Origin of the sequence: Halomonas aquatica, assembly GCF_040196335.1 — a bacterium.
GTDB classification, from domain to species: Bacteria; Pseudomonadota; Gammaproteobacteria; order Pseudomonadales; family Halomonadaceae; genus Halomonas; species Halomonas aquatica.
Genome location: NZ_JBEGCJ010000005.1, coordinates 114,335 through 135,308, shown reverse-complemented (window position 1 = coordinate 135,308; position 20,974 = coordinate 114,335). Strand labels below are relative to the sequence as shown.

Sequence of the window (20,974 nt, the reverse complement as noted above, 5' to 3'; positions counted from 1 at the left end):
TAAAAAATATAGTACAGCAGATGCCGGGACAATCCTGGACCATGGTTCCCCATGGTCTTGATGGCAGCACCATGTTGCTATGCTGCGTGCATTCGTGAGACATGACGCGCCATGAGCGGCGTTCCCGAACCTTTCCGCCGTCTTGCCGGGTTGCTGCTCGCCACCCTTGGCACCCTGGCGCTGCTGGTGTGGCTGGCGCTTTGGTGGCTGTCGCCGTCTGCTGTCACGGGCCAACTGGTCGAGTATGGCAGCGATGCGCCGATGGTCGGTGCCACCATCACCGCGCACCGTCAGGGCTGGGGCCTGAGCGATCACGACGGCCAGCTGATCTGGGACAAGCGCTATTCGGCTACTGCGATGACCGACGCGGACGGGCGCTTTCGTGTGCCCTTGCCGGGGCCGGTGTGGCTGGTCGGCACGGGCGGCGGCAGGCTCAAGGCCGAGGCGCAGGGCTATCAGACCCTGGATATCGGCCATGCGGCGCCGGGTGCGGTGTTGACCCTGCAGACCGTGGCCAACCGCGACGAGCGCCTGCCCGGCGGTACCGCCTATCTGGGCTGGGACGAGGCCGGCGAGCCTTTCGGCTGGTCGTTCATTGACCATGGCCCGCATCATGATCTGGCGCGAGTCGATCTCTACCCCCTCGAGTTTCGGCGTGAGCCCTTCGAGGTCACCCTGGCGGTCGCCGATGGGGGAGGGCTTCACTTCGTGCCGGCCGAGGCCCAGGGCATCGCTACCCCCAGCCGGGGTTACCTTCTACGCTACCTGGATGCCTCGCACGCGCCACCCTCGGCGACGAGGCTGACGCTTGACGACACTCCCGGTACGCTCTTCCTGCGCACCCCCCAGGGGCGCTACGCCAAGCTGGCCTGGGAGCCGCGAGAGGTGATGTCGATGTCTGGCAGTGTGCCGGGCCTCGATGTCAGCAGCGAGCGGCTGCTCTCGTTGCGCTTCGTCTATCGTCCCGAGCCGGGGCGTGAACTGCCGTATCAGCCTCCGCTGTTTCCGGTTGAGCCCGTCCGCGCCGCGCTGCTGGCGACCCTGCCCGATGAGGGCGCGCCCTATGCGGGGCCGCGCGCCTACCGGCTGGTGGTGACCGATGCGGAGGGCAGGGAACTGGAGCGGCAGCGCTTCGAGCTTGCCCCGGGTGTTGCGCTGGATCTGGCGAGCTGTGCCGACGACGCACCGCTGACATGGCGCTTCGATTCGCTGCGCCTGGAGTACGATGAGGAGGGATTGCCGCGCCTGCAGATGACGGTGGATGGCGAGCGGTTCGTTTACCACTCCGCGCCACTGCTGGTCGGCCGGCGCGATGATGCCGTCGTCGAGGTGATGGCCTTCGATACCGACTACCGGCGCCATGATCTCGAGGTTCGCCTGCGTGAGCTGGCCGCTGACGCTGGCCCCACCGGCTGTCTACCCTCGTCCTGAGTCAGGGCGAAGTGGCGGAGAAATATTGTCCCGCCCATTCGATGTCATGTGCTCGCTTGGCAACTAGCGCTGGCCGTAATGAAGGGCATGTCTTGAACTATCAGTTTTCGTCGCCGGGCTGATCGGATTGCCGGCGGTTGGAGGCTGTCGATGTCTTTCCCGCTGGTGCCAGGCCTTGCTGTCGACGCAACCAGAGCTTGTGCAACTCCTCGACAGCAAAGAGCAGCAGTGCCACTACCAGCAGTATCGACCATTGCTCGAGACTGATGGGCTTGATCGCCAGGATATCGCTGATGCCGGGCGTGTACATCGCGGCGATGTGGACCAGCTGGGCGAGGGGCACGGCCAGCACCAGGAAGGGGTTGGAAAAGAAGCGGATCTGGAAGAGTGAACGGGTCTCGGAGCGGCTGCTGAGTGCATGGATATTGCCGAACAGTACCATCAGCATCAGAGTCAGGTTGCGGGCATCCCCCACATCGCTGCCTGTGTGCATGAGGTAGGCATAGGTGGCAAAGGCCAGCACACCCATGGTCGTGCCGGTGACCAACACGTGCTGGATAATATGCTTCTCGAATATCGGCTCGTGAGGATTCCTGGGATGCTGGTCCAATTCGCCGCCCTCTCCGGGCTCAAAGGCCAGGGCCACGTCCTGGAAGCCGTTGGCCACCAGATTCAGCCACAACAACTGAACCGCGATCATGGGCATGGGTAGGCCGGCAAAAACGGTCAGAAAAAACAGCAAGAGTGCGGAAAACCCCGTGGCTGTGAGCAGGGCGATGACCTTGCGGATATTGTTGTAGACAATCCGGCCCTGTTCGATACCGTCGACTATCGAGGCGAAATTGTCATCGGTAATGATCAGGTCGGCAGTTTCCTTGGCCACATCGGTGCCCCGTTTGCCCATGGCGATTCCGGCATTGGCGCGGCGCATGGCCGGGGTGTCGTTGACGCCGTCACCGGTGACCGCCACGAAATGGCCCTTGCGGATCAGTCTGTCGACGATCTGTTCCTTCTGGGTGGGCTCGATTCGGGCAAATACGCGGGTGGGACGGATCAGGTCATCCAGGGCCTTGACGCCTTTAGTCGTGGCCTCGCGAATCATGGCGCCGGTCACCACCGGATCCTCCTCCCGGCACAGGCCCAACTCCAGCGCGATGGCTCGGGACGTGGCGGGGTGGTCCCCGGTGATCATCGCCACCTGGATGCCGCCCTGGCGACAGCGCTGCACAGCCTCTTTGGCCTCCGGGCGAACCGGGTCGATCATGGCGACCATGCCCAGGAAGGTCATTTGCCCCAGATGCTCGATGGCCGCCTCGTCATCCGTGTGATACCGCGCCAGGGCAATCATGCGATAGCCCCGGGTTGCCAGGTCTTCGAACTGGGCCTCGATGGCGGCCCTGCGGAGGGGGACATCTCCATCCGGCATGCTCATATGGCTGCACATGTTCAGCAATTTTTCGGGACTGCCTTTCACGTGCAGGACATAATGCTCGTGTTCGTCGCCTTTATTGAGGCTGCCGCTGAAGGCGCGTTCGGATTCATAGGGAATCAGATCCAGCCGGGCCCGCCGTTCCCGGATATCGCTTAGCGAAAGCCCCAGTTTTTTTGCCAGCACCAGGAAGGCGACATCCACGATATCCCCGTCCGAGACCCATTCGCCGCCGGAATAATCCAGGTAACTCTCGTTGGCCAGCAGGCCGGTAATGCACATGTCCTCGAGCCGGGAGGGGTCTTCCCCGATAACCTCGCCACCCGGGGCCACCCCCTCGCCAGTGATGTTGTAGGTGGAGCCGTCGGCCAGGACGGCATGTCGGATGGTAAGGTCGTTGACGGTCAGGGTCCCCGTCTTGTCGGAACAGATAAAGGTGCAGGAGCCCAGAGCCTCTACCGCCACCAGCCTGCGGATAATCACCGAATGCTGGGCCATGCGCCGCATGCCGATGGCGAGGGCCACCGTCAGCGCTGCGGGCAGGCCCTCGGGAATCGTGGACACCGCCAGGCCGATGGCCATAAGCATCATGCCTTCGGTGCCGTAACCCCCGCGCACGAACATCAAGCCGACAAGCAGCAGGAGCGCAACAGCGATGGCGCCGGCCATCTGGTAGGTAAACCGGCGAATACGAATTATCAACGGTGCCTCAGACGACTCGGTGTCGTTCACTGCATGGGCAATATGGCCCAGTTCGGTATCGAGGCCGGTGGTGGTGACCACCCCCTGGCCACGGCCGTGAGTCACCGTCGTGCCGGCAAAGCACTGATTGGACCGTTCCGCCAGCGGCGCCTCATGCGGAACCTCAGCCTGGGCGTTCTTCGTCACGGCCAGGGATTCGCCGGTCAGCATCGACTCGTTGATGCTCAGGCTTTGGCTGGTCTCCAGGCGGATATCCGCCGGCACCTTGTCGCCGGAGGAGAGCAGCACCAGATCCCCTGGCACCAGTGCCTCGACATCGATGCGCCGGGCGATGCCGTCGCGGATCACGTGGGCCTCGCCGCGCACCATGTTGCGCAGGGCGGACGCCGAGCGCTGGGCGGAATACTCCTGGATAGTGCCGATGATGGCGTTGAGCAGCAACACGGCCATGATAAAGACGGCATTAGATAGCTGTCCCAGGAAATAAGAGACCAACGCGGCAATCAGCAGAATATAGATGAAGGGACTTAGAAATTGCCGGAAAAAAATCGCAGCGAGCCCGGGAAGTGGCGCTTCGGGCAGCTTGTTGGGGCCGTACTCCCGGAGACGGCGTTCCGCCTCGGGGCTTTCGAGGCCCTGGGCCTGTGACTGGAAAGGTTGAACGTCGGAAGCGGCGTCATGGCTTTCTTGGTTGGTCATGGTCCGGCCTCTAATTCCCGCGTCAGAGTGACTCTACATGACTCGCTTGCGTAAAACATACATGTTGGCATCAATGCGGGAGATTACAGAGCCATACAATCGATTTCGCCGGCCGGGTTCTGGGGTGTGGTTGTCGCCTACTATCTCAGCCTTGTCGGATCAGGATTCAATCCCTCGCTGGAACTCCGAGGACACCTCGCTGATTGATGAAGAACAAAAGCTGGGGGCTACTTCAGATCAGGCCGACGAGTATTTCGTCACCGGGCGTAATTGCAGCAGGTACGGAATCTCGCGCTCGAACGCCCATTCTATGTCATGTGGACCAGTACCGAACACGCTCTCGCACTGCGACACAAGAACGTGCAGCGCAGCCAGTTTTTCCGCATCCAGGCAGGGATGCTCGACAAGATGCTCCGCGACGGCTTCCTTGGCGGTCAGGCCTCCGGGCAACCGCTGAATACGGATATCCTTGACGCCTGGGCGGCATTCGATGAGGCATCCGGCACGATCCATGCGATAGCAATCGGGGATGACAAGACCCTGCACAACCGCTTCACCCAGCCCCCACACGGCCTCGACGACACGCTCGTCTTGTCCGGTCACGGGGTTGCAGGTGAACAGCACCCCGGCCACCTCCGCGGCGACAAGACGCTGAATGACCACGCCCATGCGTATGTCCGTGTCCACCCCGACTCGGTCGCGATACGCGCGGGCAGACTCCGTCCACGCCGATTTCCGCACTACCATAACCGCGTCCGACACAGCCTCGAAACCCATGACGTTGAGAACGGTAGCATGCTGTCCGGCGAAACTCGCACCACCCGAGTCTTCGCCGATGGCCGAGGATCTGACCGCCACCGGACCGGGTATCTGCGCACATATTCCAGCAAGTTCCGCCCGTGCGCCGGGGTCATCCGATGCGATCGCATCAACGAACGCGGTGTCGAGCGCGCAACCTTCGGGCACAGGAAGCCCGGCGCGGATCGCCGCGCCGAGTTGCGTCGCCTTTCCGCCGTAGGCCTGCTCATCGCAGGCCGACGACAATGGAATCGGTGTCATGGAGCGTCAAACCGGACTTCGCCTGTCGTTCCGTCCACTGTCACAGGTGTTCCGTCCGCGATCCGCGCAGTGGCGTTGCGGGTCCCGACGACGGCGGGGATGCCATATTCTCGCCCCACGATGGCGGCATGGGATAGCAGGCCGCCTGCATTCGTGACGATGGCCCCGAGCAGGGGAAGGACGATGTTAAAGGAATCGGTGGTCGCGGCCGTGATCAGCACATCACCCTCTTCGAGGCGACCGAGATCTTCGGTACTGTCGATGACACGCGCGATCCCACTGTAGGTGCCGGGGCTTGCCCCGATTCCCTTGACGACGGTAGTGTCGCGATTGTCTTGAGGCTCGGCCCCGAGGGATTGAATGGCCGTCCCCAGGGCGGTCATCACACGTATCACCTCTGGTGGCAGGCCGTCCATGGGGGGTGGCGGAGAGGCGGGATCGCCAAGTTCAGAAGGCGCATTCTCGGCACGCTGCTCCTTGCGATACCTGGCGCGTTCCGCGAGTTCCGCAGCACCGGGGCCGCCATTTCGGCTGAGAAGGGCCTGGATTTCCTTGTAACTTGCCTCGACGAGATGTGCCGCCGCTTCGATCCGACCCTGTGCGGCAAGCCTCGCTCCGGCGGCAAGCAGCGCACGTCTCATGACACCGCCCGCCCAGACGTCGCTGTAGAAGCCACGCTCGTCACGCAGCCGCGACATCAGACGCACCTCGTCGAGAAGCTCATCGAACTGGGCGCGGTGTTCGGAGGGAATCTTCTCTCGCAGCCTGGACACTTCCGCTTCGGTCACGGCCACGTCCTGATGCTCGTGCTGCTGTACGGCCATCCTGATCCGGGCGATTAGCGCCTCGGGCACTTCGATGGCCGAGGGTTCGCCGGTATCAAGGCTGTTGAGCAGTCGGTCGCCGACCACGCCAAGATAGTCTCTCGTCGCTTTACCCAGCGAACTCGGCTGATTGCAGAGCCGTTCGAGGATGTCCGCACTCGCCTGACCGGATTCCAGGAGTTTGCGGGCATCCGGGCTGTTGCGTATTTCCTCGGCCAGTCGATCCATCTCCGGAAAGGATCCGGCGGATTCCGGTGCCGATCCACGCGTCAGCGCGAGAAACTCGCCCATCGGCAGGCCTGTCCATGCGCCGACATGGGCCATGAAATCGCCCACCGGAAGAATCGCCGCCAGGTTGAAACTGTGATGTTGATGAATCATGCGTTGCAGGTTGTCTCGGCAACGATCGACATAGGTCATCAGTTCGTCGTCTGACAATGTGGCGGGGTCTACGGCCAGAAGCGCCTGATGTGTCTTGATTGACGCAGGCTTCACTTCGCGGTCCCAGCGCGCGAGGTCCTCTCTCCAGATCTTGTTTCGGAACACATCTTCGGCGGCCTTGAAACGCGCCGGAATTTCCGCCTCGGCCGCGGGTACGACGGAAGAGTAGGCGAAACCGTTCACAAACCGAAAGTCCAGGGTGTCGATCAGCAACCCATAGCGGCGCGCGCACTCCAGAAACCCGCTGGTTATGCCTTGTGGATGGATCTCGGCCTGAAAATGCGACACCGGGCGCGGGAAATGCGCCGCGTCTACGGACCAGGATCCCGGTCCGGGTGCTTCAAATGCTGTCGGGGCGGACGGAGTTGGACTGTTCATTGTTATGTCCTGCCATCAATGAAGATCGAAGGGAGTATCGGGTACTAGATAGATGCTAGCAGACTTCAGGTCATTGGCATGGCTGCTTTATCTCGACTCTCGAAGGGGCACTTTCGAAGGGTCTCTCTCGAAGGGTCTCTCTCGAAGGGGCTCTCTCGAAGGGGCTCTCTCGAAGGGGCTGGTCAGGCACGCACGTCGGGCATTACCGGAGGCGTCGGCTGAAGGTAGCCGAAGGGAAGCGACGTCAGGGGGATTCTGCTGCCGCATTACCCGTGCCCAGCAGTCTCTGGCTCATGAGGGCGGACAGTACGATGGCAATGGTAAACAGCCAGATCATGACGTCATGGCGCGTTACGCTGACGATGGTGTCGGCTCCCAGGACCGCGGCGAGAACCAGAATGCTCAGAATTCCGCCGAGGTAGCGCATCGTGGAACTGACCCCGGCCGCCATTCCGGCCTGTCCTGATGTTACTGCGCTCATCAAGGATGCCTGCGCAGGCGCGTTGCACAGGCCAAGGCCCAGCCCGAAGATCAGCAGCGCAAGCATCGCGTCCTGCGGGGATTCAAACGAACCCAGATCCCAGAGCTGTACAATGCCCGTCAACAGCAGCGCACACCCCAAAAGCGCCGCACTCCGTGCGCTGATCCGGTCGGTCAGGTGTCCACCCACCGGGGCGGCAATCACCATGCCGATCATCATGACGAAAAGCATGTAGCCAATGTCGCGTGGATGCGCCCCGCGGAACACGGAAAAGAATTGCGGCAACTGGTACAGCAACCCGTACATCGCAAAGTTCTGCAAGGCGATCATCATGGTTCCCGCGGCAAAGGCTGGCAGAGAAAACAGATGCGGATCAAAGACGGGGGCCGCTGCATTCGCTTCCCACTTGACAAAGGCCACGCCGACGACAGCCGCCGCCAGAACCACGGCGATAAATACCGGGCCATCGAGCTTGCTCGCCACGATCAGGCAAGCCAGTGACAGCGCCAGCAGGCCGATGCCAACAAGATCCAGCGATCTGGTCAGTGCCCTCAGGGAACGCTTTGGCGGGGTGTGGCCCGCAGGCAAGGGATACAGGTGCAACAGCAGGGCCGAGAGAGCCAGAAATGGCAGATTGGCAATGAAAACAGTGCGCCAGCCGAACAGGCTGACGATCTCACCACCCAGGGCGGGACCACCTGCTGCGGCAATTCCCATGGTCGCGCCAAACAGGCCAAAGATACGACCACGCCGCTCCTTGGGCACATGAAGGCGCAACAGGGCGAGTGTTGCGGGAACCACAAGCGCACCGGCTGCCGCCATCGCACAGCGCGACACGAACAAGAGGCTGACACCCTGTGCCACAAGCCCGAAACCCGCGCCGATGACGTAGAGACCAATCCCCGTCCACAGGATGCGCGAATGCCCGACGAGATCGCTTATCTTTCCCGCAGGCCCCTGGCAGACCACGTTGACCACCAGATAACCGGTGACCAACAGACCCGTGATCAGGACGAGATCCGCACCGATCCCGATGCCGATTGACGGGAGTGCCACGGCAATCAGGGTTGAACCCAGTGGCGCCTGCGCGGACGCGATCAGCAAGGCCGCAGTACTCGCAGCAGACATCCGGGTGGCAGCGTCGGTGGAGCTCAAGGTGGCGTCCCGTCATTATCACGATGCGTATAGCGCATACTTTCCGGTCACAAGCGTCGTCTTGCTGAGCCCGGCACACGATGGTGTTCGCCGACATGCCGATCGATATCGGCCGCCTGCCGGCCAGGGCTCAGCCGCCTGAACCGATGCTGAGCCGGAACGCCTGAAGGCTGTCGAGCTCGATGCGGTAATCCTCCGAGAAGGCCGGGTGGCCGATCACACGGATGTCGAGGCTCGCTGCGGCGCTGCCGTAGACCACCTCAGCGGTGATATGGGCATCTTTGACCAGCGGCGCCATGGTGTCGAAATCGATCCTTTTGACCTCCACGGCGGTGAGTCCGAGGTCGTCGAGGTGGTCTTTCAAGGAACGCTCCACGCTGATGTCGTAGTAGAGGTAGAGCCCGCCATAGCCCAAACCGGCCAGCAGACTGAGATAGAAAATGAAGCGGACCATGACCGTCTCCCTGGGAGCATTCCGAAGGGGCTTCCTTCTTCATCGCGTTTATATCACAGGCGTGGCACTAGCGGGGTAGCCATGACCCCTCGCGGATCACCGGGTAACCGGCCACTTGCCGGTTGTAGAGGTAGAGCCAGGCGGGTCCGAAGGTGGTCGTGGTGATGAGGCGGTCGTAGTCACCGTCCTTCGGTTTGCGGACGCGGTAGTCTTCCAGCCGGTCGAGACCCGTCAGCAGGCGGGCATCCACCCTGAACACCTCCACATCGATGCCCCGAGAGGGTTCGGGCTTGGCGGCGGGGTAGGGGCCCAGGTCATAGAGCGTGGCGCTGGTAAGGCAGTCCTCGCCGAGGAAGTCGGCGCCTTCCAGCCAGTGGTGGTTGCGCAGGCCGCGCTTGAGGGTGCCATAGACGGCGACCAGCGGCGTGCGGATGACGGCGAGGGCGGGGGTGTGCATGGCCGTGGCCTTCTCCGTGAAGCGGTCGAATATCCGGGATGATTCTACCTCGCTCGGGCGGCTCAGGCCACGCCGTCACCGGGCCGTGGCAGGCCTCGGGCATCGTGCAGCCACCGCTGCCATACTGCTGGCAGGGCCGTCGAGCCGCCTGACGGTCCCACATAGAGGGAAGGAAGTCCTGCGTGCATATCACCATCCTCACACTGACGTTTGCCCTGCCGGGCTGCCGCTCGCTCAAGGAGAAGCGACAGCGCATGGGCGGCCTGCATGAACGCTTCGGTCGCAACCCGGCGATCGCCGTCTGCGAGAGCGGCGATCACGACCGCCACGATGCCAGCGAGTGGAGCTTCGTGGTGGTGGGTGGCACGTCGCGGGACGTCGCATCGCTGTGCAGCGAGATCGAGGACAAGTGCCAGCGCACGGTGGACGGCCGGGTGATGGATGTCTCCCGGGAGCTGCTGTGAATCGTGTTTCATATCATCCCTGAATGGATTTCCTGACATGAGCCAAGACAACTGCCTGGGCATCCTGCTTCCCGACGACGGGCCGGATGACTACGAGTGGTACACCCTGGCGGAGCAGGCCGTTGACCTGCCTCGCATCGCGGTGGGCAAGGTGCCCAGTGACGGCCACCACGCGCCGGGGGCGCTGCTGTCGCTGGGCGACGTGGAACGCCTGGCCCCGGTGGGCGAGAGTCTGGTCGAGCAGGCCGGGGCCCGCGCCGTGGTGTGGGCCTGCACCAGTGCCAGTTTCATCGGCGGCCTCGCCTGGGCCCGAGAGCAGTGTACCGGCCTGGAGGCGCGACTGGGGGTGCCGGTGACCAGCACGGCGCTGGCCTTCCTCGAGGCGCTTTCCCGTCTTGGGCACGATCGAGTGGACCTGTTGAGCCCCTATCCGGATGACGTCACCTTGCGGCTGGTGAGTTTCCTGCGCGAGGGCGGGGTCGGCGTGGTCAACGACCACGCCCTGGACTGCCCCTATGCCGAGGATTCGCATCGTGCCGATATCCTCGGCGAGGTTCGCCGCTTCCGCGAACGCTATCCCGACACGTCGCGGCCGTTGCTGATCCCCGATACCGCGATCAACTCACTACGCTTACGCGAGGTGATGAACCGGGAGGCCGGACGCGAGGTACTGACCGCCAACCAGGTGACCCTCTGGGCCGGCCTCAGGCGGCTGGCCGGAGCAGAACCGCCGCAGGCGCTGCTCGGGCGCCTGGCCGGGAACTGAGGTGGCGATCTCCTGGCAGGGAATGGCGCTGCGGCCCCGACCGGGTGAACGACGGTGTCAGAGGCGGGGGGCGTCGTAGTCGGCCGGTTCGTCGGTATAGACACAGACGTTGGCATCCTCGATGTCGCCGCTCGGGTCCTCGAGGTGGGTGGCGAAGAATTCCTGAATCTCCCGACGCTGGCAGTGCGCCTCGAAGGCCTCAAGATTGGCCCATGTCTCATGGAAGACGATCGGATAGCTCTCGCCCTGGGCGAAGGGGTTGTCGATCTGGCGGGTGACGGTGTACTTCAGGCAGGCATCCTCGCGATGAGCATTCGGCTCCAGGGCCTGCAGTGCCTTGAAGACGGCGTCTTCCTTGCCGGGCTTGGGCTTGAAACTCGCGATGCAGTAGATCTTCCGGGACATGATGGCTCCTGTTGGTGAAATGCCGCGACGACGATACCAACAAGCCCCCACCGCCACCAGCGCGAGATCATGATCTCCCCTCGATGGACATCATCGGCAACCACCACCCGCATGGAGGCGCCCACGAAAGAGCGCTCCCGGCGTCGGCCGGGAGCGCTGAGCATTAGAGCGTCATGAACGGAGAGTCCCGATGGTCATCGAACTGGTAGACCTGATAGGGCTCGCTCTGGGGGCCGGGCATGCCGGGCGTGCCGATGGGCATGCCGGCGAGGCCGATGCCGTCGATATCGGGGCGCTGCTCGAACAGGGCCTCGACCGCCGCAAGGGGCACGTGCCCCTCGATCACATACTCCCCCAGCACGACCGTATGGCAGGCGCCGAGGCTATAGGGCACCCCGGAGTCCTCCTTGACCTTGCCCAGTTCGACGTCATCGACGACGGTGACTTCGATCCCCATCGCCTCGAGGTGCCTGGCGTAGCCGTCGCAGCAGCCGCACTGGGGATTCTTGTACAGGGTGGCCTCCTTGGGGAGGGCGGCCTGGGCGGAGGCTGCGCCCAGCAGCATAGCCCCGGAGAGCAGCAGGGATGTGGTCGCACGGTTCATGTGTAGTCTCCGTATCCGGCACATGGCATCCATGGGCCGGACACTGTGTGTGGTCGTCAGCGTGTAGCGCCGCCAGGATAGAGTTGCTGGCGCTGTTCGTCGGTGAGGAGGTCCTGCATGGCATTATGCAGCCCCAGCCGTTCGAGCATCATCTTGCCATGCAGTTCAGCCATGCGCGCGTTCATCGATGACAGCTCGTCGGCATCCGGCCGCTCCTGCTGCATAAGAGCGATCATTTGCGCTTGCAGTTCCCGCATCTGGTTCATGCGCTCGATCTGGCCGGGCCAATGCGCCTCCATCAGCTCACGCATCTTCTCACGTTGCGCCTCATCGAGCAGCGGCGTGATGCCGCCCGACCCGTATCCGATCATGCCGGGCCCCATCTGGCCCATGTGACCATAGCCTGGCCCCATCATCATGCCGGGCCCCATCTGGCCCATGTGACCATAGCCCGGCCCCATCATCATGCCGGGCCCCATCTGGCCCATGTGACCATAGCCCGGCCCCATCATCATGCCGGGCCCCATCTGGCCCATGTGACCATAGCCCGGTCCCATCATCATGCCGGGCCCCATCTGGCCCATGTGACCGTAGCCCGGCCCCATCTGGCTGTAGCCGGGGCCGTATCCCATCATGCCGGGTCCCATCTGGCCGTAGCCGGGTCCCATCACTGCGCCTGGTCCCATCATTGCGCCTTGGCCCATCTGGCCATGGGCAGAGGCGGATCCCAGGGCAATGGCAAGGCCCAGGGCGAGCGTATTAAGGCGAAGGTTCATGGAGTATCTCCTCTCGAGCCAGGCTGGCTCGTTTGCGGTCATGGCGGACTCGACTCGACCGGTCTGTCCGGGTCGTGAGCTGTCATCCAGCATAGCCGTTCATGGGATGGGCACGATTGACGTGCATCAACCTCCGGCGAGCCGCTGAGCCGTGACTGGCAGCGCGGCCGTGCTGTGCCACAATGGCGATGCCCTGCGGGCCATGTCCGGTGCTGATGCAGAGTGAGCACAGGATAGAAGTGAACAGGAGAGCGGCAATGGCGGAACAGGCGGCAAGCAGGGAAGGGATCCCGGTCGGCATCAGTGCCTGCCTGATGGGTGAGCAGGTGCGCTACAACGGCGGTCACAAGCGTTCCCGCTACTGCCTGGAGGTCCTTCAGGACCGCTTCGCCTTCGAACCCTTCTGCCCGGAGCTCGAGGCCGGGCTCGGTGTCCCCCGCGAACCCATCCGCCTGGTCGGGTTGCTGAACGAGGAGCCGCGGGTGGTGGGCACCAAGGATCCGAGCCTCGATGTCACCGACCGCCTGGATGAAGTCAGCGAGGCCTTCGTCGACGCCCACCGTCACCTGCGCGGTTTCATCCTGATGAAGGGCTCGCCGAGCTGCGGGCTCGAGCGGGTAAAGGTCTACCATCCCAACGGCATGCCCAGCCATGCCGACTCGGGGGCCTTCGTGCGTGCCCTGCGCCGCCACTTCCCGGAATTGCCGCTGGAAGAGGAGGCCCGGATGAACGATGCCGTGCTGCGCGAGAACTTCATCACCCGCGTCTACGCCTTCGACGACTGGAAGCGCCAGGTGGAGGCCGCCCCCAGCTACCATGCCCTGCTGCAGTTCCACAGCCGCCAGAAGTACCTGTTGATGGCCCACCATGTGGAATCCTATCGCGAGCTGGGGCGCTACCTGGCCGAGTCGAGCAAGCGGCCGCTGCAGGAGGCCATGGCCCACTACCTGCAGGGCTTCATGGCCGCGCTGGGCCGGCCGGCCACCCGCAAGACCCACGCCAATGCGTTGATGCACGTGCTGGGTTACCTCAAGGAGGCGGTGGACGGCGAGACTCGCCAGGACCTGCTGTCGGCGATCGATGATTACCGGCTGGGCCATGTGCACCTGGCGGTGCCGATCCGCCTGCTCAAGCACTACGTGAAGCGCCACGGCTCGGACTACATCCTCGAGCAGACCTATCTCGATCCGCACCCCTATGAACTGGGCCTGCGCAACACCATCTGACGGTCTTTCCGGCCCTCAGGGCTGGCGCTCGCCGCGGGTCGCCCGCAGCAGAACGCGGTCCAGCATCCGGGTGCCGAGCAGGCGCTTCAGGGTGCCGAACAGGTGGGTCGGCAGGGTCACGTAGTAGCGCGCCCTCGGACGCGGGCTCTCCAGGGCATGTACGAGCTTGTCGACCACGGCCTCGGCGCCAAGGGTGAAGCGCCCGCCGCCGTCGTCGCTGGCCAGTCGCGCTTCCACGGTGCGGTAGGTGTCGGCGTGGGCGCTGTTGGCGGTGTCGATGTTGGCCTTGAAGGCGCGGTAGGCATTCTCGCGGAAGCGGCTGGTGATGGGCCCCGGCTCGATCAGGCTGACGTGGATGCCACTGCCGGTGAGTTCCTGTCGCAGGGTGTCGGTCAGCCCCTCAAGGGCAAACTTGGAGCAGACGTAGGCGCCTCGGTAGGGCATGGCCGCCAGGCCCAGCACCGAGCTGTTCTGCACGATGCGACCGGCGCCCTGGCGGCGCATCACCGGTAGTACCCGGCAGGTGAGCTCATGGGTGCCCAGCAGGTTGGTCTCAAGCTGTGCGCGCAGCACCTCGCGCGACAGGTCCTCCACCGCTCCGGGCTGGCCATAGGCGGCATTGTTGAACAGCGCATCGAGCCGCCCATCGGTCGCCTCCAGTACCGCCGCGAGGCAGGCGGCGATCGAGTCGCTGTCGTCCAGGTCGAGGGGAACTGTCGAGAGACCCTCGTCACGCAGCCGCACCAGGTCCTCCTCGCGCCGCGCGGTGGCGAACACCCGCCAGCCGCGTCGGGCCAGGGCATGAGCGGCAGCATGGCCGATGCCGCTGGAGGCGCCGGTAACCAGCACGCTGCGGGAGGATGAATCGGGAGAGGCGGGCATCGGTCTGGCTCCTGGCAGTCGAGGGGCGGGCTCGTCGGCAGCGCCGGTTCGGTGCAACCCCGCACTCTGTCGCCTGGCGCCCGGCCATGCAAGTCGGTCGGGAAGCTCCTACAATGCGGCATTCTCCCGAGACCGCGATCCCATCCGTTATCCCATGTCTCCGTCCCTCCCCCATCCGCTCCTCTCCCATACGGAACGCTTCGCGCGGCTGACCGAGCGGCTGGCCGAATGGCAGGACCTGTGGCGTCCGCTGCCGTTCCAGCATCGCCGCCCACCCTGGGGTGAGGCGTGGCCTGGGCTGGAAACGGCGTTGCTCAGGCTTTCCGACGCGTCCGCGGCTCGCCTGCAGGACACCCCCTTCCGTGAGTCGCCGCTAGCCGACTGGCTGCCGGTGGCGGAGCTTGCCCGCCTGGTGGATCTGCCCGAGCTTGCCGGCGATGCCTGTGAGCTGCCGGTGGCCTGGGCCGCCCATGTGGGCGGGCGCAAGTGGTCGCAGATCGAGGCCTTCCTGCCCCGGGTGGGGGCCTCGCCCGACGAACGGCTGGTGGAGTGGTGCGCGGGCAAGGGGCACCTCTCCCGAGCGCTGGCCCAGCGACTCGATGCCGAGGTGACGGCCCTGGAATGGCAGGCGACGTTGTGTCGGGAAGGTCAGCGGCTGGCCGACCGCCAGGGCGCAACGGTGCACATGGCCGAGCAGGACGTGCTGGCGCCCGGGGCCGGGCGGTGGCTCTCGTCCGATACCCGGGTGGCGGCGCTGCATGCCTGCGGCGACCTGCATGGCCGGTTGATCGAGCTTGCCGCCGAGCACGGCAGTTCCGTGACCCTGGCGCCATGCTGCTATCAGCGCACTACCGATGCCCACTACCGGCCCCTGTCACGGCAGGGCCGCGAGCTGGCGGCGGCCAGCGGGCTCATCCTCACCCGTGAGGACCTGGCCATGGCAGTTCAGGAGACCGTGACCGCCCCGCGCCATGTGCGCCGTCGGCGCGAGCAGGCCAATGCCTGGCGGCTGGGGTTCGACCTGCTGCAGCGCGAGGTGCGGGGCATCGATGCCTACCTGCCGGTACCGAGCCTGGCCTATGGTCGATTGCCCGACAGCTTCGCGGAATTCTGCCATTGGGCGGCCGAGCGCAAGGGGCTGGGCCTGCCGGCCGGCATCGACTGGCCGGCATTCGAGTCGGCCGGGGAACGGCGCCGAGTCGAGGTGACGCGAATGGAGCTGGTGCGCCACCTGTTCCGCCGCCCGCTGGAGGTGTGGCTGGTGCTGGATCGCACCCTGAGGCTCGAGGAGGCGGGGTTCTCGGTGGAGCTCGGCACCTTCTGCGAGCGCGAGCTGACTCCGCGCAACCTGCTGCTGAGAGCATGCCGGCCTTGCGCCCGAGAGGCTTAAGGGCCGCCGGCCCGGGGCGAGCCATGATTGAACTCTGATCGAGCCCTGATCGAGCCCCTTATAGAGAGAAAAAACGGTAGGGGGCATCATGGCCAAGCAAGCCAGTCATTCTCCCGAACTCAAACGCACCTGGTGGCTGAAACACCGCTACTTCAGGGTCTACATGGCGCGCGAAGCCACCGTGTTGCCGTTGATATTCTTCATCGCCTGGATGCTGGGAAGGGGGCTTTGATGAATACATCCGCAAAAAGAAGCGACGAGCCCATCTGGTGGGCCCTGTTCAGTGCCGGTGGTGTCTGCTTTGCCGTCTTCATTCCGGCGGTGATTCTGTTCATCGGTGTGCTGATTCCGCTAGGGGTGATGTCCCCTGAGGCCCTGAGTTTCGAGCGCGCGCATGGCCTGCTCTTCAGCTTTCCCGGCCTGATCTTCATCGGCGTGGTGATCTGTCTGCCACTGTTTCATGCCGCTCACCGCATTCGCCATGGGCTTCACGATCTGAAAATCGGCCGCAACACAGCCAACAAGATCGCCACCTACGGCGCGGCCGCTCTGCTCAGCGCCCTGGCGCTGCTTGGCTTCGTGCTCGGCGTGATGTGAAGGTGTCTGCAGGATGGCCCGACAGGGCAGGCTCAGGAGGACCTGCAAATCTTCATCGATCCATGCCCCCTGTCACTGTGATTCGGGATTCGGAGTCAGTGGGGGGCTCATCGCCGAGCAGGAAGACAGCATCGGCGTAGCCTGACGCCGGGAGACGGCACTCCGGACCTGGAGAGATGGGGATCAGGCTGCGGTGGCTGGTCATGCCGAGGTCATCGAGTTGATGGGGGACGCCATGGCCATGGGTCAGATGGCCCTGACCGATGAGCCCCACCACGAGGGTGTTCTCCTTACTGGCGTTGGCCAGGCCCGTTGCCATGGCGCGATCCCAGACCAGCTGGGCGGCGATGAACCGCTCGAGGCCCGAGGTGTCGTCGTTGCGTTCGGCATGCTGGTCGTAGATCGCCGTGAGGCGTTCGCGATAGGTCGGCGAGGCGGGGGCCGGCGGGGTAATGCCGAAGCGCTCCTCCGGCGGGACGGTCTCCCAGCCCTCCACGGCCAGCCGACCGCGCAGCGCGGGCGTCACGTTGAGGGCCACCAGCGGGATCCGCTGCATGCGCGCGAAGTGGAGAATCGGCAGGTAGAGGTCGGGATCGAAGCCCCAGGCTTGTTGCCAGTCGCTGGCCTCGAGGAAGCCGGGCTCGTCGAGCTCGCCGGCCACCCAGGCGTCCAGCGCCGGTTGTGCCTCACGGGGCAGCATCTCAAGGCCTATCACCATGGTCGGGCGGTAGGCATGCAGGGCGGCCAGGGTGTAAAGCTGCCAGCGGTGATGATCGACCCGGTCGTGACGCTCGCCGAGCAGCAGCACCCTGTGATCGGCGAGCTTCGGCATCAGTTCTGCCGTGGAAAGATGCTCGTCGTCGCGGGTCTGCCACTGGCCGGGAGCGGGGCATTCATCGGCCAGGACGGCGACAGGTAACGCGAGGGGCAGCAGGAGCCCGGCCAGCACGGCCCGGCGGCAGAGGGAACGACAGCGTGAGCGGAATCGCAAGGAGCGGAAACGCAAGTAGCGAGATCGCGGCATGGGTGACTCTCGGATATCCCGGCGGGTCATGTCCGGCTTCCCTGGAGCGTGACGATCAGACGGCGGGTGCCTCCATGGTCACGGTGCTCGCCAAGCCAGATACCCTGCCAGGTCCCCAGTGCCAGGCGGCCCTCACGCACGGCCACGGTCAGCTGGGTGCCGAACAGGCTGGCGGCGACATGGGCCGGCATGTCGTCATCGCCCTCCAGGGTGTGGCGGAAGTAGGGCAGTTCGCCGGGCACCAGGTCACGCAGGAAGGCGTCCATGTCATGGCGCACGTCCGGATCGGCGCTTTCGTTGAGGGTCAGCGAGGCCGAGGTGTGCAGCAGCTGCAGGTGCACCAGTCCCATCCGACATTCGGGCAGCCTTGGCATGCCGGCGACGATCTCGTCGGTGACCCGGTGAAAACCCCGCGGGCGGGGTGACAGGGCGATCTCGCGTTGGTCCCACATGATGGTCGTTGTCTCCCGTCGTCGAACAGGCGTCCAGCATAGGGAAGGCCGGGGCAACATTCACCCCAAGCCAGGGCCGCCAGGTGCTCTCGACGGGCGTCGACGTCCATGCCAACCTTGTCCATCGGCTCCGCCGCCAGACGCAGGCGGGCCTGCTGGGAGGCGAAGACGAAACCGGGATAGGCCAGGGCATCGCCGGCTACCAGCTTGTCGAGCTGGGTCTCGCTGCCGGCCTCTGACTGGTAGTCGGTGGCAGGCTGAAGGGCTTCGGGGTCCTCGGCGATCGTGCGCAGCGCCCGCTGCGATGAACATGTCGCGTTAAAACCAACGAATAATCTTGAATTGTATGGGTGCAATTGTATGGAAACCCTGGCCTTCCTGGGACCCGCGTCCCTGTTCATGATCTCCATGACCCTCACCCCCGGCCCCAACAACGTGATGCTCACCGCCTCCGGGGCCAACTATGGCTTCCGCCGGACCCTGCCGCACCTGCTGGGCATCATGGGCGGCTGTTTCCTGCTGTTCGGGGCCATCGCGCTGGGCCTAGGCATCGTCTTCGAGCGTTTCCCGATCGTACAGACCCTGCTGCGCATCGTCGGCAGCCTCTACCTGTTGTACCTGGCCTGGGGCATCGCCACCGCACCGCCGCCGGAGTTCGGCCATGCCGTGGGGCACCCACTGAGCTTCTGGCAGGCCGCTGCCTTCCAGTTCGCCAACCCCAAGGCCTGGGTGATGGGGCTGACGCTGATGGCGAGCTTCCTGCCTGAGGAGGGCAACACCTTGGTCAACGCCCTGCTGCTGGCCGGCGTGGCCGAGCTGGTGGCGTTGCCCTGTATCTCACTATGGGCGGGGTTCGGCATGGCGATCGGCCGCTGGCTCAAGGGGCCGCGTTCCTGGCGGGTGTTCAACGGCACCATGGGCGCCCTGACCGCGGCCTGCGTGATCTTCATCCTTGGCTGACGCCAGGCGCGTCTAAGAGCTGAGGACCTCACCGTCAATGACCACTTCCCGGAGCCTGCCGATGACCCAAGCCCCCGACTTGCCGCCTGCCGTCGCCGACCACCGCGCCGAGATGGAGTGCACCTTGCCGGCGGCGCCCTTCATCGGGGCCCTGATCGTTGATTCCGAGCGCCATGGTGGCGTCGTCGCTGATTGCCTGTTGCCCAGGGCCAAGATGACACTGACCGTGGTCACGTCGCGGTGATGGCCGGCGAGCGCATGTCCGAGATTCGTCCCGCTGCCACCCTGGCCCTGCTTCGAGACTCCGCGCAGGGCCTGGAAGTCCTGATGCTTCAGCGCACCTGGCAGGCCGCCTTCCTGCCCGGCTATTTCGTCTTCCCCGGCGGGGCCGTGGATCGCCAGGATCGTGACGGCAGGGCCTGCATGACGGGTGTCAGCGATGCCACCATCAGTCAGACCCTTAGCCTGGATGAGGGCGGGGCCGACTACATGATCGCGGCCCTGAGAGAGTGCTTCGAGGAGGCGGGACTGCTGTTGGCAACCGATGCCCGGGGGCGACTGCCGGCGGGCGATCACCCCATCCTGACGGCCGGCCGGAATGCGCTGCGACGCGGGCAGACGAACTTCCGCGCCCTGTGCGAGCAGCATGGCCTCGGCCTGCCGCTGGACCGGCTGGCCTACCTCGGCCATTGGGTCACTCCCAGGGGCGCGCCGCGGCGCTTCGATACCCGCTTCTTCGTCGCCCTGGCGCCGCCTGGCCAGCAGGCGACGCATGACGGCAGCGAGACCATCGCACATGCCTGGCTGACGCCGGCCCGGGCCCTGTCGGATCATCGGGCGGGCCGCCTGGCGCTGGGGTATCCCACCCTCCGTACTCTGCGCATCCTCGCCGACTTCGCCACCGGCGAGGCGCTGATGCGCCATGCTCATGCCAACCCGCCGACGCCTCGGCCCAGCCGCCCCTGGCCGGCCCGCAAGGGCGGCGCCGACTGTCTGGTGGAGCCGGATGCCCCGGCCTACGCGGAAGTGAGTCGCCTCGACCCCGGCCGACACGGGATGGCCAGCGCCGAGATCGTGCCCGGCAGGGGGGTGGCGCTGGCTCCGGGCGTCACTCGGGTCACCGCGCCCAACCCGGGGGTGATGACCGGCCCGGGGACCAACAGCTACCTGCTGAGTGATGGCGATGAGCATGTCGTGATCGATCCCGGCCCCGAGTTGCCCGAGCACCAGGAGCGTCTGCTGGCGCTCACCGGCGGACGAATATCGCAGATACTGGTCACCCATACCCACCGCGATCATTCCCCGGGCGCAGCCTGGCTCAAGGCACGCACCGGTGCCCGGCTGGTGGGCCTGCCGGCGCCGGTGGGGGAGGGGCAGGACGCCGGCTTTGAGCCGGACCACCGGCCCCGGCATGGCGAACGTCTAGAGACTCCCGCGGGCCCCCTGACGGTACTGCACACGCCGGGGCATGCCTCCAACCACCTCTGCTACCTGCTGGAGCCCGCGCGCCTGTTGTTATCGGGCGACCACGTCATGCAGGGCTCCACGGTGGTGATCAATCCGCCTGATGGCGACATGGCCGCCTATCTGGGCGCGCTTCATGACTTGAAGGATCAGCCCTTCGATCACATCGCCCCCGGGCACGGCTTCCTCATCGGCGAGGCCCATGCCGCCATCGACTTCCTGATCACCCACCGCCTGGCCCGGGAACACAAGGTGTGCCGGGCGCTTCAACATCATGGCCCGGCGAACCTGGAGACCCTGACCCTCCATGCTTACGACGATGTGCCGGAGGCCCGGCAGGGGGTCGCCGCCCGCTCGGCGCTTGCCCACCTGCGCAAGCTGGAGGGCGAGGGACGCGCCCTCGAGCGCGAGGGACAGTGGTTCCCGCGGGAGCCCTGATGCCCCGGGACATCAG

Annotated in this window: 23 protein-coding genes; 11 read left to right on the top strand and 12 right to left on the bottom strand. The window is 65.0% G+C overall.

Annotated elements, in window-relative coordinates:
* The first annotated feature begins 111 nt into the window (after positions 1-111).
* Positions 112-1,431 (top strand): carboxypeptidase-like regulatory domain-containing protein, encoded by a 1,320-nt coding sequence (locus tag ABE960_RS11840; protein ID WP_349762487.1) that lies wholly within the window; start codon positions 112-114, stop codon positions 1,429-1,431.
* A gap of 100 nt (positions 1,432-1,531) precedes the next feature.
* On the opposite strand, the gene ABE960_RS11835 is transcribed toward ABE960_RS11840, so the two are convergent.
* The 6 genes from ABE960_RS11835 to ABE960_RS11810 form a co-directional block, all read right to left on the bottom strand.
* Positions 1,532-4,261, bottom strand: a complete 2,730-nt coding sequence (locus ABE960_RS11835) for a cation-translocating P-type ATPase (RefSeq protein WP_349762486.1) — start codon at positions 4,259-4,261, stop codon at positions 1,532-1,534.
* A gap of 237 nt (positions 4,262-4,498) precedes the next feature.
* Positions 4,499-5,320, bottom strand: a complete 822-nt coding sequence (locus ABE960_RS11830) for a PEP/pyruvate-binding domain-containing protein (RefSeq protein WP_349762485.1) — start codon at positions 5,318-5,320, stop codon at positions 4,499-4,501.
* On the bottom strand, positions 5,317-6,963 hold the full coding sequence (locus ABE960_RS11825) for a PEP-utilizing enzyme (RefSeq protein WP_349762484.1): 1,647 nt from the start codon (positions 6,961-6,963) through the stop codon (positions 5,317-5,319). The genes ABE960_RS11830 and ABE960_RS11825 overlap by 4 nt, the downstream gene beginning before the upstream one ends.
* A gap of 244 nt (positions 6,964-7,207) precedes the next feature.
* A complete protein-coding gene (locus ABE960_RS11820; RefSeq protein WP_349762483.1) occupies positions 7,208-8,599 on the bottom strand; it encodes an MFS transporter in 1,392 nt (463 codons plus the stop codon).
* Between the two features lie 130 nt (positions 8,600-8,729).
* Positions 8,730-9,053 (bottom strand): hypothetical protein, encoded by a 324-nt coding sequence (locus ABE960_RS11815; RefSeq protein WP_349762482.1) that lies wholly within the window; start codon positions 9,051-9,053, stop codon positions 8,730-8,732.
* Positions 9,054-9,120: 67 nt separating this feature from the next.
* Positions 9,121-9,510 carry a gamma-glutamylcyclotransferase family protein gene (locus ABE960_RS11810; RefSeq protein ID WP_349762481.1) on the bottom strand — a complete coding sequence of 130 codons (390 nt, stop codon included), beginning with the start codon at positions 9,508-9,510 and terminating at the stop codon, positions 9,121-9,123.
* Between the two features lie 182 nt (positions 9,511-9,692).
* Here ABE960_RS11810 and ABE960_RS11805 point away from each other — a divergent pair, with 182 nt between their 5' ends.
* Positions 9,693-9,974 (top strand): DUF503 domain-containing protein, encoded by a 282-nt coding sequence (locus tag ABE960_RS11805; RefSeq protein ID WP_349762480.1) that lies wholly within the window; start codon positions 9,693-9,695, stop codon positions 9,972-9,974.
* 37 nt (positions 9,975-10,011) lie between these two features.
* On the top strand, positions 10,012-10,740 hold the full coding sequence (locus tag ABE960_RS11800) for an aspartate racemase/maleate isomerase family protein (RefSeq protein ID WP_349762479.1): 729 nt from the start codon (positions 10,012-10,014) through the stop codon (positions 10,738-10,740).
* A gap of 57 nt (positions 10,741-10,797) precedes the next feature.
* Here the strand turns inward: ABE960_RS11800 and ABE960_RS11795 are convergent, their stop codons facing one another.
* The 3 genes from ABE960_RS11795 to ABE960_RS11785 form a co-directional block, all read right to left on the bottom strand.
* Entirely contained in the window at positions 10,798-11,145 is a 348-nt protein-coding gene (locus ABE960_RS11795) for a putative quinol monooxygenase (RefSeq protein WP_349762478.1), read from the bottom strand.
* Between the two features lie 163 nt (positions 11,146-11,308).
* Positions 11,309-11,749, bottom strand: coding sequence for a DUF411 domain-containing protein (locus tag ABE960_RS11790; protein WP_349762477.1), 441 nt, complete (start codon positions 11,747-11,749; stop codon positions 11,309-11,311).
* A gap of 56 nt (positions 11,750-11,805) precedes the next feature.
* Positions 11,806-12,525 (bottom strand): Spy/CpxP family protein refolding chaperone, encoded by a 720-nt coding sequence (locus ABE960_RS11785; protein WP_349762476.1) that lies wholly within the window; start codon positions 12,523-12,525, stop codon positions 11,806-11,808.
* A gap of 257 nt (positions 12,526-12,782) precedes the next feature.
* Here ABE960_RS11785 and ABE960_RS11780 point away from each other — a divergent pair, with 257 nt between their 5' ends.
* Complete coding sequence (locus tag ABE960_RS11780; protein ID WP_349762475.1) at positions 12,783-13,751, top strand: YbgA family protein; 969 nt, start codon at positions 12,783-12,785, stop codon at positions 13,749-13,751.
* 15 nt (positions 13,752-13,766) lie between these two features.
* On the opposite strand, the gene ABE960_RS11775 is transcribed toward ABE960_RS11780, so the two are convergent.
* Complete coding sequence (locus ABE960_RS11775) at positions 13,767-14,633, bottom strand: SDR family oxidoreductase (protein WP_349762474.1); 867 nt, start codon at positions 14,631-14,633, stop codon at positions 13,767-13,769.
* A gap of 154 nt (positions 14,634-14,787) precedes the next feature.
* Here ABE960_RS11775 and ABE960_RS11770 point away from each other — a divergent pair, with 154 nt between their 5' ends.
* The 3 genes from ABE960_RS11770 to frdD all read left to right on the top strand — a co-directional run bounded on the left by ABE960_RS11770 (position 14,788) and on the right by frdD (position 16,620).
* Entirely contained in the window at positions 14,788-16,023 is a 1,236-nt protein-coding gene (locus tag ABE960_RS11770; protein ID WP_349762473.1) for a methyltransferase, read from the top strand.
* An 88-nt stretch (positions 16,024-16,111) separates the two neighbouring features.
* Entirely contained in the window at positions 16,112-16,255 is a 144-nt protein-coding gene (locus tag ABE960_RS11765) for a succinate dehydrogenase/fumarate reductase transmembrane subunit (RefSeq protein ID WP_349762472.1), read from the top strand.
* Entirely contained in the window at positions 16,255-16,620 is a 366-nt protein-coding gene (gene frdD / locus ABE960_RS11760; RefSeq protein ID WP_349762471.1) for a fumarate reductase subunit FrdD, read from the top strand. Before ABE960_RS11765 ends, frdD begins: the two co-directional genes overlap by 1 nt.
* Before the next feature lie 52 nt (positions 16,621-16,672).
* Here frdD and ABE960_RS11755 read toward each other — a convergent pair whose 3' ends face one another.
* Both ABE960_RS11755 and ABE960_RS11750 read right to left on the bottom strand, forming a co-directional pair.
* A complete protein-coding gene (locus tag ABE960_RS11755; RefSeq protein ID WP_349762470.1) occupies positions 16,673-17,644 on the bottom strand; it encodes a ChaN family lipoprotein in 972 nt (323 codons plus the stop codon).
* A 26-nt stretch (positions 17,645-17,670) separates the two neighbouring features.
* Complete coding sequence (locus tag ABE960_RS11750) at positions 17,671-18,096, bottom strand: secondary thiamine-phosphate synthase enzyme YjbQ (protein ID WP_349762469.1); 426 nt, start codon at positions 18,094-18,096, stop codon at positions 17,671-17,673.
* Between the two features lie 8 nt (positions 18,097-18,104).
* Here ABE960_RS11750 and ABE960_RS11745 point away from each other — a divergent pair, with 8 nt between their 5' ends.
* From ABE960_RS11745 to ABE960_RS11730, 4 genes are all read left to right on the top strand, one after another.
* On the top strand, positions 18,105-18,335 hold the full coding sequence (locus ABE960_RS11745; RefSeq protein WP_349762468.1) for a hypothetical protein: 231 nt from the start codon (positions 18,105-18,107) through the stop codon (positions 18,333-18,335).
* 121 nt (positions 18,336-18,456) lie between these two features.
* Positions 18,457-19,056, top strand: a complete 600-nt coding sequence (locus ABE960_RS11740) for a LysE family translocator (RefSeq protein WP_349762467.1) — start codon at positions 18,457-18,459, stop codon at positions 19,054-19,056.
* Between the two features lie 61 nt (positions 19,057-19,117).
* Positions 19,118-19,300: a hypothetical protein gene (locus tag ABE960_RS11735; protein WP_349762466.1), complete on the top strand. Its 183-nt coding sequence runs from the start codon at positions 19,118-19,120 to the stop codon at positions 19,298-19,300.
* Positions 19,301-19,314: 14 nt separating this feature from the next.
* Positions 19,315-20,958, top strand: coding sequence for an MBL fold metallo-hydrolase (locus ABE960_RS11730; RefSeq protein ID WP_349762465.1), 1,644 nt, complete (start codon positions 19,315-19,317; stop codon positions 20,956-20,958).
* Positions 20,959-20,974 lie beyond the last annotated feature (16 nt).

Coding starts and splice junctions, on each gene's coding strand:
- ABE960_RS11735 (WP_349762466.1), top strand. CDS start 19,118: ATGACCCAAGCCCCCGACTTGCCGCCTGCCGTCGCCGACCACCGCGCC.
- ABE960_RS11795 (WP_349762478.1), bottom strand. CDS start 11,145: ATGTCCCGGAAGATCTACTGCATCGCGAGTTTCAAGCCCAAGCCCGGC.
- ABE960_RS11770 (WP_349762473.1), top strand. CDS start 14,788: ATGTCTCCGTCCCTCCCCCATCCGCTCCTCTCCCATACGGAACGCTTC.
- ABE960_RS11740 (WP_349762467.1), top strand. CDS start 18,457: ATGGAAACCCTGGCCTTCCTGGGACCCGCGTCCCTGTTCATGATCTCC.
- ABE960_RS11765 (WP_349762472.1), top strand. CDS start 16,112: ATGGCCAAGCAAGCCAGTCATTCTCCCGAACTCAAACGCACCTGGTGG.
- ABE960_RS11730 (WP_349762465.1), top strand. CDS start 19,315: ATGTCCGAGATTCGTCCCGCTGCCACCCTGGCCCTGCTTCGAGACTCC.
- ABE960_RS11800 (WP_349762479.1), top strand. CDS start 10,012: ATGAGCCAAGACAACTGCCTGGGCATCCTGCTTCCCGACGACGGGCCG.
- ABE960_RS11825 (WP_349762484.1), bottom strand. CDS start 6,963: ATGAACAGTCCAACTCCGTCCGCCCCGACAGCATTTGAAGCACCCGGA.
- ABE960_RS11785 (WP_349762476.1), bottom strand. CDS start 12,525: ATGAACCTTCGCCTTAATACGCTCGCCCTGGGCCTTGCCATTGCCCTG.
- ABE960_RS11755 (WP_349762470.1), bottom strand. CDS start 17,644: ATGCCGCGATCTCGCTACTTGCGTTTCCGCTCCTTGCGATTCCGCTCA.
- ABE960_RS11830 (WP_349762485.1), bottom strand. CDS start 5,320: ATGACACCGATTCCATTGTCGTCGGCCTGCGATGAGCAGGCCTACGGC.
- frdD (WP_349762471.1), top strand. CDS start 16,255: ATGAATACATCCGCAAAAAGAAGCGACGAGCCCATCTGGTGGGCCCTG.
- ABE960_RS11815 (WP_349762482.1), bottom strand. CDS start 9,053: ATGGTCCGCTTCATTTTCTATCTCAGTCTGCTGGCCGGTTTGGGCTAT.
- ABE960_RS11835 (WP_349762486.1), bottom strand. CDS start 4,261: ATGACCAACCAAGAAAGCCATGACGCCGCTTCCGACGTTCAACCTTTC.
- ABE960_RS11775 (WP_349762474.1), bottom strand. CDS start 14,633: ATGCCCGCCTCTCCCGATTCATCCTCCCGCAGCGTGCTGGTTACCGGC.
- ABE960_RS11780 (WP_349762475.1), top strand. CDS start 12,783: ATGGCGGAACAGGCGGCAAGCAGGGAAGGGATCCCGGTCGGCATCAGT.
- ABE960_RS11810 (WP_349762481.1), bottom strand. CDS start 9,510: ATGCACACCCCCGCCCTCGCCGTCATCCGCACGCCGCTGGTCGCCGTC.
- ABE960_RS11790 (WP_349762477.1), bottom strand. CDS start 11,749: ATGAACCGTGCGACCACATCCCTGCTGCTCTCCGGGGCTATGCTGCTG.
- ABE960_RS11750 (WP_349762469.1), bottom strand. CDS start 18,096: ATGTGGGACCAACGCGAGATCGCCCTGTCACCCCGCCCGCGGGGTTTT.
- ABE960_RS11840 (WP_349762487.1), top strand. CDS start 112: ATGAGCGGCGTTCCCGAACCTTTCCGCCGTCTTGCCGGGTTGCTGCTC.